This window comes from Flagellimonas lutimaris, from assembly GCF_003581615.1.
Lineage (GTDB): Bacteria > Bacteroidota > Bacteroidia > Flavobacteriales > Flavobacteriaceae > Flagellimonas > Flagellimonas lutimaris.
In genome coordinates, this window is the sequence record NZ_QXFH01000076.1 from 168,121 (window position 1) to 183,674 (window position 15,554).

12 protein-coding genes are annotated in these 15,554 nt (G+C 38.9%); 6 read left to right on the forward strand and 6 right to left on the reverse strand.

Annotation, left to right across the window (positions count from 1 at the left end; all coding sequences use genetic code 11):
• The first annotated feature begins 105 nt into the window (after window positions 1–105).
• The 6 genes from D2V08_RS13875 to D2V08_RS13895 all read left to right on the forward strand — a co-directional run bounded on the left by D2V08_RS13875 (window position 106) and on the right by D2V08_RS13895 (window position 7,401).
• Window positions 106–3,465, forward strand: coding sequence for a TM0106 family RecB-like putative nuclease (locus tag D2V08_RS13875; protein WP_119608757.1), 3,360 nt, complete (start codon window positions 106–108; stop codon window positions 3,463–3,465).
• A gap of 511 nt (window positions 3,466–3,976) precedes the next feature.
• On the forward strand, window positions 3,977–4,642 hold the full coding sequence (locus D2V08_RS13880) for a hypothetical protein (RefSeq protein WP_119608758.1): 666 nt from the start codon (window positions 3,977–3,979) through the stop codon (window positions 4,640–4,642).
• An 88-nt stretch (window positions 4,643–4,730) separates the two neighbouring features.
• Window positions 4,731–5,819, forward strand: coding sequence for a hypothetical protein (locus D2V08_RS13885; protein WP_119608759.1), 1,089 nt, complete (start codon window positions 4,731–4,733; stop codon window positions 5,817–5,819).
• A gap of 24 nt (window positions 5,820–5,843) precedes the next feature.
• Complete coding sequence (locus D2V08_RS13890) at window positions 5,844–6,167, forward strand: DUF6804 family protein (protein WP_119608760.1); 324 nt, start codon at window positions 5,844–5,846, stop codon at window positions 6,165–6,167.
• A 4-nt stretch (window positions 6,168–6,171) separates the two neighbouring features.
• Window positions 6,172–6,306: a hypothetical protein gene (locus D2V08_RS17680; RefSeq protein WP_262696715.1), complete on the forward strand. Its 135-nt coding sequence runs from the start codon at window positions 6,172–6,174 to the stop codon at window positions 6,304–6,306.
• Window positions 6,307–6,582: 276 nt separating this feature from the next.
• Complete coding sequence (locus D2V08_RS13895) at window positions 6,583–7,401, forward strand: endonuclease/exonuclease/phosphatase family protein (RefSeq protein ID WP_119608819.1); 819 nt, start codon at window positions 6,583–6,585, stop codon at window positions 7,399–7,401.
• Between the two features lie 51 nt (window positions 7,402–7,452).
• Here D2V08_RS13895 and D2V08_RS13900 read toward each other — a convergent pair whose 3' ends face one another.
• The 6 genes from D2V08_RS13900 to D2V08_RS13925 form a co-directional block, all read right to left on the reverse strand.
• A complete protein-coding gene (locus D2V08_RS13900) occupies window positions 7,453–7,956 on the reverse strand; it encodes a TerB family tellurite resistance protein (RefSeq protein WP_119608761.1) in 504 nt (167 codons plus the stop codon).
• 2 nt (window positions 7,957–7,958) lie between these two features.
• A complete protein-coding gene (locus tag D2V08_RS13905; RefSeq protein WP_119608762.1) occupies window positions 7,959–9,728 on the reverse strand; it encodes an AAA family ATPase in 1,770 nt (589 codons plus the stop codon).
• Window positions 9,729–10,388, reverse strand: coding sequence for a hypothetical protein (locus tag D2V08_RS13910; RefSeq protein ID WP_147374134.1), 660 nt, complete (start codon window positions 10,386–10,388; stop codon window positions 9,729–9,731).
• Window positions 10,389–10,429: 41 nt separating this feature from the next.
• Complete coding sequence (locus tag D2V08_RS13915) at window positions 10,430–12,955, reverse strand: Hsp70 family protein (RefSeq protein ID WP_119608764.1); 2,526 nt, start codon at window positions 12,953–12,955, stop codon at window positions 10,430–10,432.
• Between the two features lie 14 nt (window positions 12,956–12,969).
• Window positions 12,970–13,794, reverse strand: coding sequence for a hypothetical protein (locus D2V08_RS13920; RefSeq protein WP_245980591.1), 825 nt, complete (start codon window positions 13,792–13,794; stop codon window positions 12,970–12,972).
• A gap of 127 nt (window positions 13,795–13,921) precedes the next feature.
• The gene (locus D2V08_RS13925; RefSeq protein ID WP_119608766.1) at window positions 13,922–15,448 is read right to left on the reverse strand and encodes a hypothetical protein; all 1,527 of its coding nucleotides are present in this window, start codon (window positions 15,446–15,448) and stop codon (window positions 13,922–13,924) included.
• Window positions 15,449–15,554 lie beyond the last annotated feature (106 nt).

A 15,554-nucleotide genomic window follows, 5' to 3' on the forward strand; every position in this document is an offset into this window, starting at 1 on the left:
CAACTACTCATAACCAGGGCAGTTAGGTAAATTTTTGGACATAAATGCATACTAATTGTCGCTGAAAATAATCTTGTCAATAAATAGCCCTTTTCAAACTTTTATATGAAGAACAAAAACAACCATATTCTTTACAGTCCTTCCGACCTTTCTTCTCATAGTAGCTGTAAACATCTTACTCAGCTTAATAAAAGAAATGCAAGAGGTGAAATCACAGATCCAGAAGTATATCCGAACCACGTTTTGAAAATGCTTAAGGACAAGGGAATAGCGTTTGAGGAGAATCACTTGCAAGAACTTAAAGAACAAGGAAACACGATAACAGAGATAAGCACTGAAGACCCTCATGCCGAAAAGAAAACAATAGAAGCTATGGATGCTGGGGCAGATGTCATCTACCAAGCGCGTTTAAAAGAAGAGGGTAAATGGAGTGGCTGGGCTGATTTTTTGATTAAAGTAGAAACACCAAGCAATTTGGGAACCTGGTCATACGAGGTGTGGGATACCAAGTTGGCCAATGAAACCAAAGCTGGGACAATATTACAGATTGGTCTTTACTCAGAACGTGTAGCCAAAATCCAAGGAATAACACCAGAGTATATGGGAGTAATTAAGCCGGAGGGTGAAGAACGCTATCGCTATGATGAAAACGCTGCATATATCAGATTGGTAAAACGAAACCTAGAAGATGCGATTGCCAATGAATATGAAACCTATCCGGAACCTGTGACCCATTGCGACATCTGTAGATGGTGGAAGTATTGCAACACGGTGAGAAGAAAAGATGACCACTTAACCTTTGTTGCGGGGATGGGAAAATCCCAAATAAAAGAGTTTAGGTTAAATGATGTAAATACGCTTGAAAAATTGGCGAACCTTTCTTTACCTGTCCCTTTTGATCCTTCCAAAGGCGTAAAAGAGACCTACAACAAGCTACGTGAACAAGCACGTATCCAGTATCTAAGTAGAGAAGATGGAAATAAACCAATCTACGAGACTCTAGACATAGAAGAAGGCAAAGGATTGAATAAGTTACCGGAACCCTCAGCAAATGATATCTATCTTGATTTTGAAGGCGACCGTATGGTTGAACCTGATGGTCTTGAATACATGATTGGTTATGTACACAAAGGGATATATCATGTTTTGTGGGCTAAAAATGAAGTGGAAGAAAAAGCCATTTTTGAACAATTCATTGACTTTGCATATGCCATAAAACAAGAAGACCCTAAACTCCATATATACCACTATGCCCCTTATGAAGTGACTGCTTTAAAGCGGCTTATGGGTAAATACGCATCACGTGAAAATGAAATTGACACATTCTTGAGATCAAACACATTTGTAGATCTCTATAGTGTGGTTCGGCAATCTATTCGAGCTAGCGTGGAGAAATACTCAATCAAAGATTTGGAAATATTCTTTGGTTATGAACGTAAGATGGATTTAAGGGACCTATCAAGCCACAAATCGCAACTGGAATTACTGCTTCAAACCGGGAACATTGACAAACTCACCAAGGAAACAGCAGATGCCGTACAACTCTACAATCAAGATGACTGTGAATCCTTGGTAAGGCTTCAAGAATGGCTTGAGGGTATTCGAGCAATTCTTATCGCAGAAGGTGCTAATATTACCCGACCTGAAGATGGGGATGGTCAAGCTAGCGAGACTATCACCGATCATCAGGAACGTATAGAACCGATAATGGAGGCTCTACTTGATGGTGTATCCCCAATAAAAACTGAACGAACCAACACTGAACAGGCACGATTCATTCTAGCGCACATGTTGGATTGGTATCGAAGAGAGAAAAAATCGTTTTGGTGGGAGTTTTTTAGGTTGAAAGAGCTACCTGAAGATGAACTGTTAGAAGAGCGAAAAGCCATTTCCTTTCTTCAATATACAGGTGAAAGGGAACCAATAAAGAAGAGCGTGTTAGATACATATACATTCCCCCCACAGGAATGCGATTTACGTCCTGGTAATTCATTGGAAGATCAAGAAAATAACAAGCCAGGGAGTATTCATGAGATTGATAGTGATGCGGGTGTACTGAGAATTAAAAAGGGACCATCCAAAATCGACCTCCCCCACCCCTTTTCTGTAATCAGCCTAGAGAGTGTCAATTCAAGAACTAAAGAAGAAGCAATCATCGATTTAGCAGAATGGGTAGTAGAAAATGGTATTGATAGTGTAGATGAAAAGTACCGAGCTGCTCGACAAATGCTTATGAATGTCCCTCCTAGCTTAAACGAAGAATTAGAGAACCATAACGACATTCTGGAAAAATCGTTTGACTTTGCCAGCAAACTTGACCATAGCTATCTCCCTGTTCAAGGCCCTCCTGGTGCCGGTAAAAGTTATACGGGTAGCCAAATTATTGTCCGCTTGGCTCAGCAAGGCAAAAAAATCGGCATCACTGCACTGAGCCATAAAGTGATTACAAATCTTTTAAAACAAGTACACAAAAGAGCCCAGGAAGCTGCTTTTGATATTCAAATGATCCAAAAAACTGAACCGGACCCAGTTAATCCTTCTCCATGGACAGTAAGCAATGACGAAAATATAATCCAAGCAATGATAGGGATAGCAGACGTAATTGCCGGAACGTCATTTATGTGGAGCAAACCACCCTATGAAGATAGTATAGATTACCTTTTTGTGGATGAAGCCGGTCAGCTATCTTTGATCGACACACTTGCTGTATCACATTCGTGTTCAAACCTCGTGCTCCTCGGGGACCCCCAACAATTGAAACAACCTCAACAAGGTGTTCATCCGGACGGTTCTGAAGTATCTGCCTTAGAGCATGTGCTAAAGGGTGAGAAAACCATTTCTGATGAGCAAGGAATATTTCTAGGTGAAACTTGGCGCATGCATTCGTCTATCAATGCTTTCGTATCTGAGCTTTTCTATGAAAACCGTTTAAAATCAAAAGAGCATCTTGACCAACAGCAAATAATCGATTCAAGGTATGCAGGTGCGGGTCTATACCTTGAAAAAGTAGAACATACCGGAAACACGAACTCATCCATAGAAGAGGTTGAAAAAGTGTTGGAAATCGTGACTCTACTTACCACTGGTGATGTGCGTTTAATCAATGAGTATGGCATAGAAAAACCCTTGACGACTGCAGACACAAAAATCATTACCCCTTACAACGCCCAAGTGCAAGCGATTAAACAGCGTTTGCCCGAAATGGAAGTAGGTACAGTGGATAAGTTCCAGGGACAAGAAGCACCGGTGATTATTTATTCTGTTGCTACGTCCAGTTTAGAGGAGGCACCACGTGGAATGGACTTTCTATTTAGCCCCAACCGGTTCAATGTTGCTGTATCGAGAGCACGAACTCGTTTTATTATGATAGCCAATCCAGCTATTTTTGAAGCAGAGTGCAAAAGTCCATATCAGATTAAACTGGCCAATGCATTTTGTAGGTTTAAGGAATTTACCTTAATCTAAACAAGGAAGGATATTAGTGTAGCCTTACCTAAAAGAAGACAGCTTAAAATTAGAATTTCCCAACTTTTGACCTCCTCCCAAAATTAGGTACCGGTCATAACTAGAGAATCCGGGCTATTTAGATTCATTTCGATGTACTCGTTCTCCAGTTTTAAACTGTCCGGTTTAACGGGAGGAGGTCACTTTAATTTTAACTGTCACATGAAAAAAAGTAAGTTTACTGATATCCAAAACATCAGAACACTGAAAGAGGATGATTAAGGGAAAACTTGTTCTCATTACGGAGTAATTGCTTGTTGGATATATAAATGAAATAGTTTTGCCAACTATGTACAATTCTGAGATGGTTATTATCCATGATCATCAACCTTGAATAGTAATCTTGTCTCTTTTTAATTTTAAATCATAAATTAAAATCTTCTCTTAAAACAATCTGCTGTTACGTTTTTCCGTAATGGCATTGTTGACAATTTATCTAGTTTAGTTTCCATTGATTTAAAAGGAAACTTAAATGAAGAAACAACTTATACTTATTGGGGTTACGGCTTTATTCATGTCCTGTAACTCCGCATTGGATAAAAAGTTCAATGAAGAAACCGCAAAAGAAGATTTAAAAGCCATAGAATCCAAACTTGACACAACCGAGTTTCAATTGTTAGCAGGGTCGATGTTACGATTGAAACTACAGGAAAAAGAACTTGAAGATATGACCTATGCAGAAATCCTGGAGGATGGCAAGGAGTGGAAAAAAGAACAGGAAAAAGTAGAAGCCGAACAAAGGGCCCTAGCGGAAAAAGCAGCCAAGGAAGAGGCAGAAAGAATTAAACGGCTCAATCAATCGGTAATGGTTTCGTGTTATCAAAAAGGGTTCTCGGAAGGTGACTATGAAGACTTTATAACCTACAAATTCGTGATTCAAAATAAATCCGATAAAAATATCCGGGCCATTAAAGGCGGCATAACATTTACCAATTTGTTCGACGATGAAATTAAATCCCTAGACTTTGTTTATGATCAACCCATACCTGCCCGTCAAGAGGTTAATTGGAATGCAACAACGGATTACAATCGGTTTAATGATGAAGACCAAGCTCTAAAAAACAAAGATCTGAAAGACCTAAAAGTCATTTGGGAGCCTGAAAAAATTATATTTGAAGACGGTACAACTTTGGAATAATGATAATAACATCAATATAAATCAAACTTGCTTGAACCATTTGTTCAGGTATAAGTGTAACACCTGGAAATAAATCCAAACCAGAACTATGAGCATCTTCACAACAAAGGAAAGTAAAAAGCCTTCGTTCTTCGACAAAATCCTAAATAGGACCCCCAAGGAAAATGCCATCATTGAAATAAACAACCTATTCGTCGAAAACGAAGATGACCTGACCAAGGTAAACTTGGAACACATCCGAGAAATTGCAGATAGGTATAAAATAAAACTCAATAAGAAGTTCAAAGCCCTTCGTTTTGAACTTTTCAGAAAGTACGTTCATCATTGTCTAGAAGATCAAGTTATCGACCAGGATGAAGTAAATACTATTCAACATCTAAAAAAACTACTGCATTTGACCGAAGCAGACATCAAGCATGTACTCGACTTTGAAACCAAAAAGATTTTTGACAGAGAAGTTAGAATTGCCGTATCTGATGGAAAATTGACCCAAGATGAAAAGGACAAATTGGAGATGCTCAAAAAAAACCTGCTGCTAAATGATCAAACAGCGAAGGACATACTTAATTCCAATTCAAATAAAATCCTAAGGGATTTCATTGATAATGCCATTTCAGATGAGCGATTGAGCGATGAGGAGTTTGAGAAAATGAACGAGATATCCCAAAGCCTGGGCATCGAACCAAATTTGGATGCGAAAACCAAAGAAAATCTACAGCGCTACCGTTTATATTGGACTATAGAAAACGGAGAACTACCAATATACACCAACCCTCCCATAAACATTCAAAAGAGTGAAAACCTTTATTTTATGGGCCGTGTTAATTGGCAAGAACAACGGAGAGTGACCAAAAGAATCAACTATGGCGGTCCTACAGCAAGGATAAAAATAGCGAAAGGGGTATATTACCGCATGGGCAGCATCGCTGCCAAATCCGTTTCGGAAGATGTTTGGAAGGTCATTGACAGTGGAAACTTATACCTTACAAACAAACGAATCATTTTTATGGGCTCCAAGGGAAACAAAACTATTAGGTTGAACAAAGTCTTGGATATTACCCCCTATAAAAACGGCGTGGATATTCAAAAGGATACAGGAAAAAGCCCTTTCCTCGAATTTAGTACCAACGTGGATATCTTCTCCATGATGCTAGTTCGATTAATGGATGAACTTTAACATTGTAGCACTAAACCATTCCAAATGCCCAACAAAATACTCCTCATCATAAAGATCGCTTTGATCATACTGTTCATCGGTTGTTTATTTGACTGGGAATACGGCTATTTTCAATTGGTTCGTTTTTTGGGCATGTTGGGATTTGGATTATTGGCGTACCACAGTTTTGAAAAAAACAAGACATGGTTCATAATCTGGCTTGCCTCTGCCATTTTGATCAACCCTATTTTCAAAATAGCTTTGGGCAGGGACCTGTGGAATATCATCGATATCATTTGGGCTCTCTTACTCTCTATTTCGATATACGTTAAAGGCAAGCCAAACGAAACCAATCAAAATAAAACCTAATCAGATGCAGGATACCATTGCGGCCATCTTTAAACTCAAAGAAACCGGTACTATTTCAAATAATTTCAAAGGGCTTACAAAAGGTTCAGTTGAAATCTTCAAAATCTTTTCCATTCTCCACATGGAATCCAATGAATAAAAATCCGCTTTCTTTTTATTGGACAAAGAGGTGCGGGATGAATTAACCGCTATGATAAAAAAGGCTAAAACGATAATTGAAAATACTAATAGCCCAAAAAGTTATACTATTGGGGTGAATTGTAGTGAAGAAGCGGGACAGCACATCATACACGTTCATTGCATGTGACACCTAGATTTTATGGCGATATGGAAAACTCGAAAGGGAGAATCAGTCATTGTGTAAAAAACAAAGAGTATTATTAAAACTTACATAGAAACCTAAATGACCAACCTCATGATACAGCGTTTAGTATTACTGATATTTCTGTTAATTGCCCATTGTATTGTACACGCACAAAGCAACGAGATACATATGATTTCTTGGAACATTAAAGATTTTGGGCGTACCAAAAACACTAAGGAGCTTAATGAGATAGCAGAAATTGTAAGGGATGCCGATATTCTTGCTATACAAGAAGTGGTTGCCGGTTATGGTGGTGCACAAGCCGTTGCCAGATTAACCGATATCCTGAACAGGATGGGGGCCAAATGGGACTATGTCATCAGTGACCCTACAAATAGTCCAAAATATGTAACGGAGCGCTACGCCATAATCTGGAAAACCAAAAACATTAAAATAAAAAATCGGGGCAGATTAATCTCGGGGCTGGATTCCATAATCGACAGGGAGCCTTTTATCCTGAAATTGTATACAGAGGGAAAACATATCAATCTCATCGATTATCATTCACGGCCCTACGATAAAGACCCAGAGAGTGAGATCAAAGCACTATCCCATTATGTCAGAGATTCCTTGACAAACACTCCTGTAATTCTTGCCGGGGATTTTAATGTTGATGAAAAAATGCCCATTTTCAATATAATGAGAAGCAATGGATATAAAGCCGCAATTTCGAACAAAAAGACCACATTGAAATGGGAATGTAATGGAGACGACTATCTCAACTATGCAATAGATAACATATTTTATTCAAGGGAAATATTCTTTATCAAGAGTCGGACAATCAATTTTGTAAGGTCTTGTGAACAACTTGAGAAAGCACGTAGATTATCAGATCATTTACCGGTAAGCATGACCTTCTCCATAAAGTAAAGCTTGCCATATTACCAGCTGATACCGGCTGAAAACAAAAAATACCGACAACTACTCTAGGTGCAAATCGATTTTTTCAAATTTGGGCATATCATGTGCATCGAAAAAGTCATCTTGCAGTCTCAGCAAATAAGATTCCGTAATGATGTCCTCTTCCAAGTAATCCTCAAAATCGGGATGTTTCTCAAGAATAAGCTTGTTGTCGATATTCAATTTCGAACGGATTACTTTGAAAAACTTTATTTCGCTATACTCGACCTTTTCATCCGCCTTTATAGTGGCTATTGCCACCTCAATCAATTTCAATTCATCCGATTGCGATAGTTTGTGGTCAATCAATTCACTGAAATAATCCTTCAAAAATCGTAGACCATCTTTGTTGATCTCCAACAGCAAAGATTCCAGCTCCTTATCCATATCCATATCACCGAAAATATTGGAATCATGGTGCAATTGTCGTATCAACCTTATTTCACGCTTATCGATGTCTCCATCGCAGGCCATACATGAAAATGCTGTTTTCAGCAGAAGTCTATTGAATTGTATTGTTTCCATACTTAATCTTTTTTAAATCCGATCCTAGGCCGGTCACTGTTGTTATCTTTAATTCCTTCCATTTTGGCCTTGATATCCAAATATGATTTCAATTCCCTTTCATTAATAGAGGGTTTATTGGCCTTAATTGTTTTTAGAAGTATCTCCTCAGAAATTCGTGCCGATGATTTCAGTGCAATTCTTGCAGCCTCATCACAAAGAAACTTGATGTCGCTTGAAACGTATTTATCGGTGGCCTTGGCGATTTTCAAAAAATTGATTCCCACTTCCCTAGGCCGCTTTTCCAAATAGAGCTCGAACATCTTTTTACGTGCTTCAAGATCAGGTGGAGGTAAATAGATAACCCTGTCCAAACGACCCGATCTGAGTATGGCCGGATCTATCTTGAGGGGCCGGTTGGTCGCCGCAACAATAAATAAACCGTCTTCTCCACAATTGTTCATTTGTGCCAACATTTCGTTTACCACACTGGTATTCATGTGGGATATCCCCGAATCATCCCTGTTGGGCACAACTGCATCCAACTCATCGATAAAAATGAGGCTTGGGGCATGCTGACGTGCCTCTTCAAAAAGATTTTTAATGTTTTCTTGGGAGGCGTTCACCCATTTACTTTGAATATCCGAAGGCTTGATCTGATAAAAGTCAAATCCAATTTCTTCTGCCATTCGTTCCGCAAAATAAGTTTTGCCACAGCCAGGAGGGCCGTACAAGAGCATTCCATTTGGAATGGTTAGCCCATATGAGGCGTAACGTTCTTTTTGTGTCAGGGCATCGATGACGTCCAATTGCACCATGTCTTTCAATGGCTGCATTCCAGCAATGGCGCCAAATCCTTTACCCTTCTTGGACATCTTTTTTTTGGTTTTTTTACCGTTTGTGGCATGAAGGGGTTCGACCAATAGTTCCCCATTCATGGCCTCAATAAAGGCTGAAGCAGTCTTAAACCGATTTTCAGTATCTGAGTTCAAGGCTTTTCGAAGGATACTTTTGGTGGCCACATCCTTTACCCGAGTAAACCTCAATGGTTTTCTACGCTCTTCAAGAACAATGTTCTCCAGCTTGACCTGATCTAATCCATATTTAGGAATATCTACAAACCATGGGGGAAGACCTTCCAACAAATGATAATAGAGCGCGCCTATTGAAAACAGATCACTCTGTACAGAAAATACATTGTTAAAAGTTTCACTTGCCTGATAGAAAGGATTCAACCCTGTTTTCAAAAAATCCAGGTTGGATTGCTCAAGATACCTGGCATATCCAAAATCAATGATCTTTGTAATGGCCACCTTACTAGTCAAATCCAACATTACGTTCAAATGGTTGATATCATTGTGGATGACCGGAGAAGAAAGGGAATGTAGATATCTTAAACCATTAAGCACACCTTTAATGATAGAATTGGCCTCGTACCAATTAAAGGTATGTTCCCGCTTAAGCTTATCCATCAAAGTTTCACCACTGATAAAATTTAGAACTACATATGCAAACTTTTGGCTATCCAACACTACTTCCCCATAATCAAAGTACTCAACCAAATTGGGATGTTCGACCTGTTTAAGCACCTCGATTTCAACGATATTCCCCTGTTTGTCAAATTGTGTCCTATCCAATTGTGGATAATGAAAAAGCTTTAAAAACCTACTATGTCCTTTTTGGTCCCTCACCCGGTATGATTCGGCATATCTCCCCTTTTTGATAAAAAAGGCAACCTCGTACAGACCATCTACCATATGACCTTTGGACAATATGTGATTACCACCTCCCATCTATAATGCTTCTTCCGGATTGCTCGGTTGGGTGCTGAAATTTCCATTTTCCTGCAAAATCAGCTGGTATTCCAATATATTATTGTTCAAAATCTGGGGACTATCCTTGCCAAAGCTTACATTGGTTATAAAACCACCTTTAATCTTTCCGCCCTTCATTTCTTTCTCAGGATTCCACCCTTTTCCATAATAGAAAAATGTTTGGTAGGTACCATTGGGAAAGGAAAAGGTATAACTGTCACCAGAATTAATATAGGCATGACGAAACACTTCGCCTCCTTTTTTTATTGTAACCAAAACATCTGAATTACTGGTCCTGACCTTTATTTGAGAACATCCATATTCATTACAAGAGGAATTCATTCCGTAGTATTTGGAATAAGGAGTGGCCCCAGTCCGAAGGGAGTTTCCAATGTACTTTTCATATTGGGCCCGTTCTGCCCGCTCTTTTTTAAGCAAGGCCTCTCGAGCAATGCGCTTTTCCCTTTCTATCCTTTCAAGCTCCATTCGCTCTTGTTCCAGCCTGAGGTTTCGTTCAGCTTCTTCCATTTTTCGCTGTTCCTCCAATTCAATCCTTTGCTGTTCTTCTCTTGCCAATCGTTGCTTTCTTTCGGCTTCGCTCTCACATGCTGAAAGTAACATTGTGATGGTTAAAAACATGAATATGATTTTGCTGTTCGTTCTCATAAGATCAGTCAATTTTATCCTACCAATACACTATCGTCTCCGCTTGGTCTTTCTTCAATTGGCAATAAATCGAACAAAGCAATGATTACCGGTCTCAATCCTTCTACACTTGGATTTTCGCCCACTATTTGCAACCCTTTGTTGATCAAGCTTCTCGCTGTATTTCTATCGGCCCAATGAAATGTATTGAAATCCCTGTCAAACAACTGCACCATTCCAATCAATTGATATATCATTGTCATTTGAAAAAAGAAGTCTCCTATTTCCTCCAAAAGAACACTTCCCAGTTTCACATCTTTAGTTCGAATAACCTCATCTAACTGTGAACGGAATTGATCGACCACCTTTATAGTCTTACTATTTCCCAGTTCTTTATTGGCATCTTCCAATCTGTAAAATTCTTCTTTGAGCGACTCTTCCAATTTTGGCCATTCGTTCATATCATTGATTTCATCAATAGTTTTCAATGACTTTCTCAAATTGGTCAACACTTCCTGTTTTCCATCCACGTCGTTTTTGTTATTCCTGAATGATTTTTCAATCTGCTCCAGGTCCGTTTCAACCTTTTGCAACTTGCCATTGTGAAAATTCCCATCCACTTTTAATTCAACAATACTCCCTTTTGCCTTTCTGATCTCGTTTTCCAGCCATGGGGTTTCAATTGAGGCCTTGGTGGTGTCCACACCAATCTCGGTGGAATAATCCAAATATGGGAAATAGGCTATGACCGTAATCTTTTCCGACCTGTCAATATTCACTGTGAGGTCCACATCACTGCTTTCGGGCAACAAGGATGGTAGGTCCGCTCCACTTATTTTTATATCTGTAATATGCTCATTATAGATTGCCCTTGTCCCCTCTGCTGCATGTTCTCCCTCATATAAAGGAATCTTAATAAAATCAGATTCCATACCGGGTCTTATCTGTTTTTGGGTCTTCAAACCATTTTTGGTTCCAACAGCTGGAATGGTCTGATTTTTTTCCAAGCCCTTCAGGGTCCTGAAGCGAACTTTACCAGTGGCTTTATCTTTTAACTCCACCCCAATATTATAGGGCAATGTGGCACTACCTATTTTAGAACCTTGGATAATACTGAAACTTGAAGGCTCACTTTCCAGAATGTTTCCCTGTTTGTCATATAAAACAACTTCGAACACATTGGTTTTTCCTTCATTAAGTTGGATTTCCACAACCTCACCGATGGTATTGATCTCCACCTTACCACTGGACCAAGCTTTATCCCCTCGCGTGATCTCAGCAAAAACCTTTTCAGGTATTTCCCCTTCCGTTTTATCCTTTAGGATCTTAATAGGTATGAACTCTTCGGTTTCCACTGTAGATCCTGCATTGGAAATTTCCAATTGTATTTTCGTTTTATCACGTGTTTGCTCCCTTACTTCTTCTGAAACATCAATGGTTGAGGCATACAGGGCAGCGCCCTTGGAAACAACCGTCATAGGGTCTGCACTGGTGTCGGGCACGCAGATCTGTTCTTCCAACATCCTTCTTAAAACTGGTGAATATGTAGGGCCTCCAACAAGAATCAGCGAATCCAGGGATGAACCCATCAAATTATTGCGTTTCAATAGTTCAAGACTAACATCAATGGCCTTTTGAAAAACTGGCGATACTGCTTTTTCCATATCCGATTGTGTGACCGTGATATCCAATTCAAATTCCTCCCCCTCATCATCCTCCCCTGGGATATCGCCTAAATCTGATAGAATATTATGGGTATCGTTAAATGAAAGTTTGATTTTGGCCTCTTCAGCATAATATTTCATTGAATTCCTCAAAGATTGTTTTTTGATATCATCCTTAAGAATTGAATCGATAGAATAATTATCGCTGAGATATGGCAAGATAATTTCATCAACGATAGCAAAGTCCAAGTTTTTACCTCCTAGATAATTATCACCTTCGGTGTCCACCACCTTCATGATACCCTCTTCAACCTTTAACAAGGCCGCATCAAATGTGCCCCCTCCAAAGTCAAAAACCAGCCAAAAACCATCTTTTTTATTAGAATCCAAACCATAGGACATGGATGCCGCAACAGGCTCTTGCAACAACTCAATATGATTGAACCCTGCTAACTTGGCCGCCTCCCTCGTGGACTCTTTTTGATTGTTCTTAAATGCAGCAGGAACTGTAATGACGATGGAGTTTATATTTTCATCTTTAACGAAGGATTTCAGAGTCTTCAATACTTCGGCAGATAATTGTTCACTTGACAGTTCCTCTCCTAAATTGGAACTGTTATATTTCATGTCGGTCCCCATGGTTCGTTTGAACTCTATGAAAGCATTATCCTTGCCCGAATCCCAGTTTTTCATGGCATTCAGTTTCTGTCTTTTCAAGGCATTGTATGCACTGTCACCTACCTGTATTGCTCTTTTCTTATTTATATAAACACAGGAGGGCATGGTATCCTTTAAAGTATCCGTCTTTTTAATAGTCGGTTCTCCATGCTCAATTCTGGAAATAGCGGAATTGGTTGTTCCTAAATCAATACCGTAATCAATTTTTATTCTTGTCATTGAAAAAATATTTTTTATCCTTCTGTAACCTCTACTTGTGCTGTTTGAATCATTTTTCCTTGATAGTTGACCTGTGGTTTTATTACTCTTGTTATCAGTCTTTGATCCTTTTCATAATCTTCATTTTGAATAAAATTTACAGTAGCTTTCATTCCCTCATTATACTCCTTGCCGAGCATATCCACCAATTCATATCCATTGGAGGCAAAATTGTCCTGAATACGTTTTACGGAAGAGTTTAACTGTTTTAAACCCTTTGTCCCTTGATCCATACGACTCAAATTCTTTTGAATTCGAATAATTTCATCAGCTATTTTTAAAGCTAGGGAATGATTTACTTTATCCTTAGTTTCAACTGCTTGGAATGTTTTCGACTCTTGTTGAAGTTTCAATTGTGATTCCAAAACCTCAACCAACTTATTGTCCAGTTTTACACCTTCTTCCTCCAGTGAAGCCTTTGTATTCCTTATCTGCGTTTCAACATCTGTTTTATTTGACATTATTCGCTTGCCCAAAAGCCAGTAAATAAGCACTCCCAATAATAACATTGCCAATATGGCGATGACCCAATAAAGTTGTTGTCTGTCCAAAGTATGGTCCAAATCCGTTATTTGTGATTCCGCATTTTGTCCCGTCATTTGAATTTTTGAGTCGAGTTCGTTCGTATTTGCAACCACTAATTCTTTGTTGGCCTCAACAAGTAGGTTCAAACTATCAAGGGATATTCGTAAGTTTTTATCCTCCCTTTCAAGTCCCGCTATCGTTTCAGCTTGTCGACCAAGAGTGTAATTTTGATACTTTAGTTTCTTTGTTAAGGATTCAATTTCAAGTTGATGCATATTTATACTGTCCCGGATGGAGGATGGCACTTTTATGAAAACGGAATCTTGTTGTCTTTGCGCAAAGACACTAGTAGTACAAAAAAGTATGAGAATTAATGTTATATGTTTCATGTCAAGGGGTTCTTTAGGAACAAGTATTTGCCAGTATTATTAGTAATATGATTCCACCTACGATATAGACCCATGGAGCACACCCATCATCTGAGGAGCTGGATGTTCCTGGACTAGGTGAGCGGTAATTGGATTGTCCGTTGATAGATCGCAACTGACTTTCAATACTTAAAATAGTGGCCTTATTATCTGAATATCTGCGCCTTGTGGGCCCATCCATATCAAGCGTGCCCAGTCCTCGGACCACTACTATTGCAGAGGAAACTATATTGGGTAATCGCATCAGTTTGGCTCTATCGTACTCAAGACCACTTTGGGCTTCGTTGACAATATCTATTATCATGCCCAATGCATTGTTGACAACGGCCCCACTGACATTTAAATAAAGTTGATCTTGAGGACCAAGAATATTTTTGATACGGTCCAATTTAGGTTTGCAATCAAGCATCAATTTTTTTGCGTTGGCTATCGTATCCGCCAAATTTTGAAAGACCTTTAATCTTTCTGTTATAAAATTTAGATCATCCTTGATGGGTGCTGTTTTGCTCCACTCCTGTATTCCTTCGATGTTTTCCACCAACCTATCGCATGTTTGGTCTCCAACGGCAATGGACTGTGCATACCTCAATAATTCCAATCCCTTTTCACTGGGGTCACTCAAATCCTTGTTAGCCTTGAAGTAATCAATACCACACTGAGCGATTTCATTGGCCATGTTGTCGGCTAGCATTTTATACTTTAAATCATTTGTACCCAGCATTGATTTTAAAGCATTGATGTCATTAAGGTTTCCGGTATAAAGAGTTAAACCATGTTGATAGGCTATAGACCTGTTATCACGCCTTTTGATCTTGGTAGTTTCAATTGCGGTTTCGATTATATGAATCGGCCCTTCGGTCAACTTACTTGTCAGGTATTTTCTTACGAAACTGTTGCAACCATTGAACAATTGATTTATTTCATGGTCGGAATAAAGCGGCAACAATTCATCCAACAATTCATCCACAAAGATTTCTACTTGTTTTTGACTATCGATGGAATACGTCTTATCAGCAACTTCATGGACAAAATTTTCGAAATAATCGGATTCAATTAGCTTTAGTTTTGCTTCTATACCTTTCTTAATATCTATTTTGAAACTGCTCATTAAATGGCAGGTACCAACATTGTTAAATGCCGAGTAATTTTTAACATTTATTTCCTTTCCGTCGGTTACCTTCTTCCATATTTCTTGTGCTTTATATTCATCGCCATCCTTTAAATATTCTAGTGCAGTCTGATCAAGAGGGTTTGCGTTCAGGAACCAGAACAATGCATGTTTTACTTTATCGGAGTTTTGTTCAACTTTGGCAAAAGCACGTTCGATAATTTCTTCATTCCTGTTAACATCATCAAGGAATTTAAAATCATATTCCGTTTGAACTTCTTTTCCAACACGCGAATATGCTTTTATTTTTGTCTTTTGTTTTTGGATTTCTCTTTCGGAGGCATTGGAAAGGATTCCAGCAATACGGTAAGGGTTACTAATTATTAAATCCATGTTCTTTTATTGTTGCCGTGAGGCATGTATTTCCTGCCACCACCACATACCCATATACTTGGGGTCTGTAATTCATTGACTCAAACAAACCTAACCCTATAAACGA

Bases quoted from the DNA above. Each gene is read 5' to 3' on its own strand.
- D2V08_RS13875 (WP_119608757.1), top strand. From the start codon at position 106: ATGAAGAACAAAAACAACCATATTCTTTACAGTCCTTCCGACCTTTCT.
- D2V08_RS13880 (WP_119608758.1), top strand. From the start codon at position 3,977: ATGAAGAAACAACTTATACTTATTGGGGTTACGGCTTTATTCATGTCC.
- D2V08_RS13885 (WP_119608759.1), top strand. From the start codon at position 4,731: ATGAGCATCTTCACAACAAAGGAAAGTAAAAAGCCTTCGTTCTTCGAC.
- D2V08_RS13890 (WP_119608760.1), top strand. From the start codon at position 5,844: ATGCCCAACAAAATACTCCTCATCATAAAGATCGCTTTGATCATACTG.
- D2V08_RS17680 (WP_262696715.1), top strand. From the start codon at position 6,172: ATGCAGGATACCATTGCGGCCATCTTTAAACTCAAAGAAACCGGTACT.
- D2V08_RS13895 (WP_119608819.1), top strand. From the start codon at position 6,583: ATGATACAGCGTTTAGTATTACTGATATTTCTGTTAATTGCCCATTGT.
- D2V08_RS13900 (WP_119608761.1), bottom strand. From the start codon at position 7,956: ATGGAAACAATACAATTCAATAGACTTCTGCTGAAAACAGCATTTTCA.
- D2V08_RS13905 (WP_119608762.1), bottom strand. From the start codon at position 9,728: ATGGGAGGTGGTAATCACATATTGTCCAAAGGTCATATGGTAGATGGT.
- D2V08_RS13910 (WP_147374134.1), bottom strand. From the start codon at position 10,388: ATGTTTTTAACCATCACAATGTTACTTTCAGCATGTGAGAGCGAAGCC.
- D2V08_RS13915 (WP_119608764.1), bottom strand. From the start codon at position 12,955: ATGACAAGAATAAAAATTGATTACGGTATTGATTTAGGAACAACCAAT.
- D2V08_RS13920 (WP_245980591.1), bottom strand. From the start codon at position 13,794: ATGCATCAACTTGAAATTGAATCCTTAACAAAGAAACTAAAGTATCAA.
- D2V08_RS13925 (WP_119608766.1), bottom strand. From the start codon at position 15,448: ATGGATTTAATAATTAGTAACCCTTACCGTATTGCTGGAATCCTTTCC.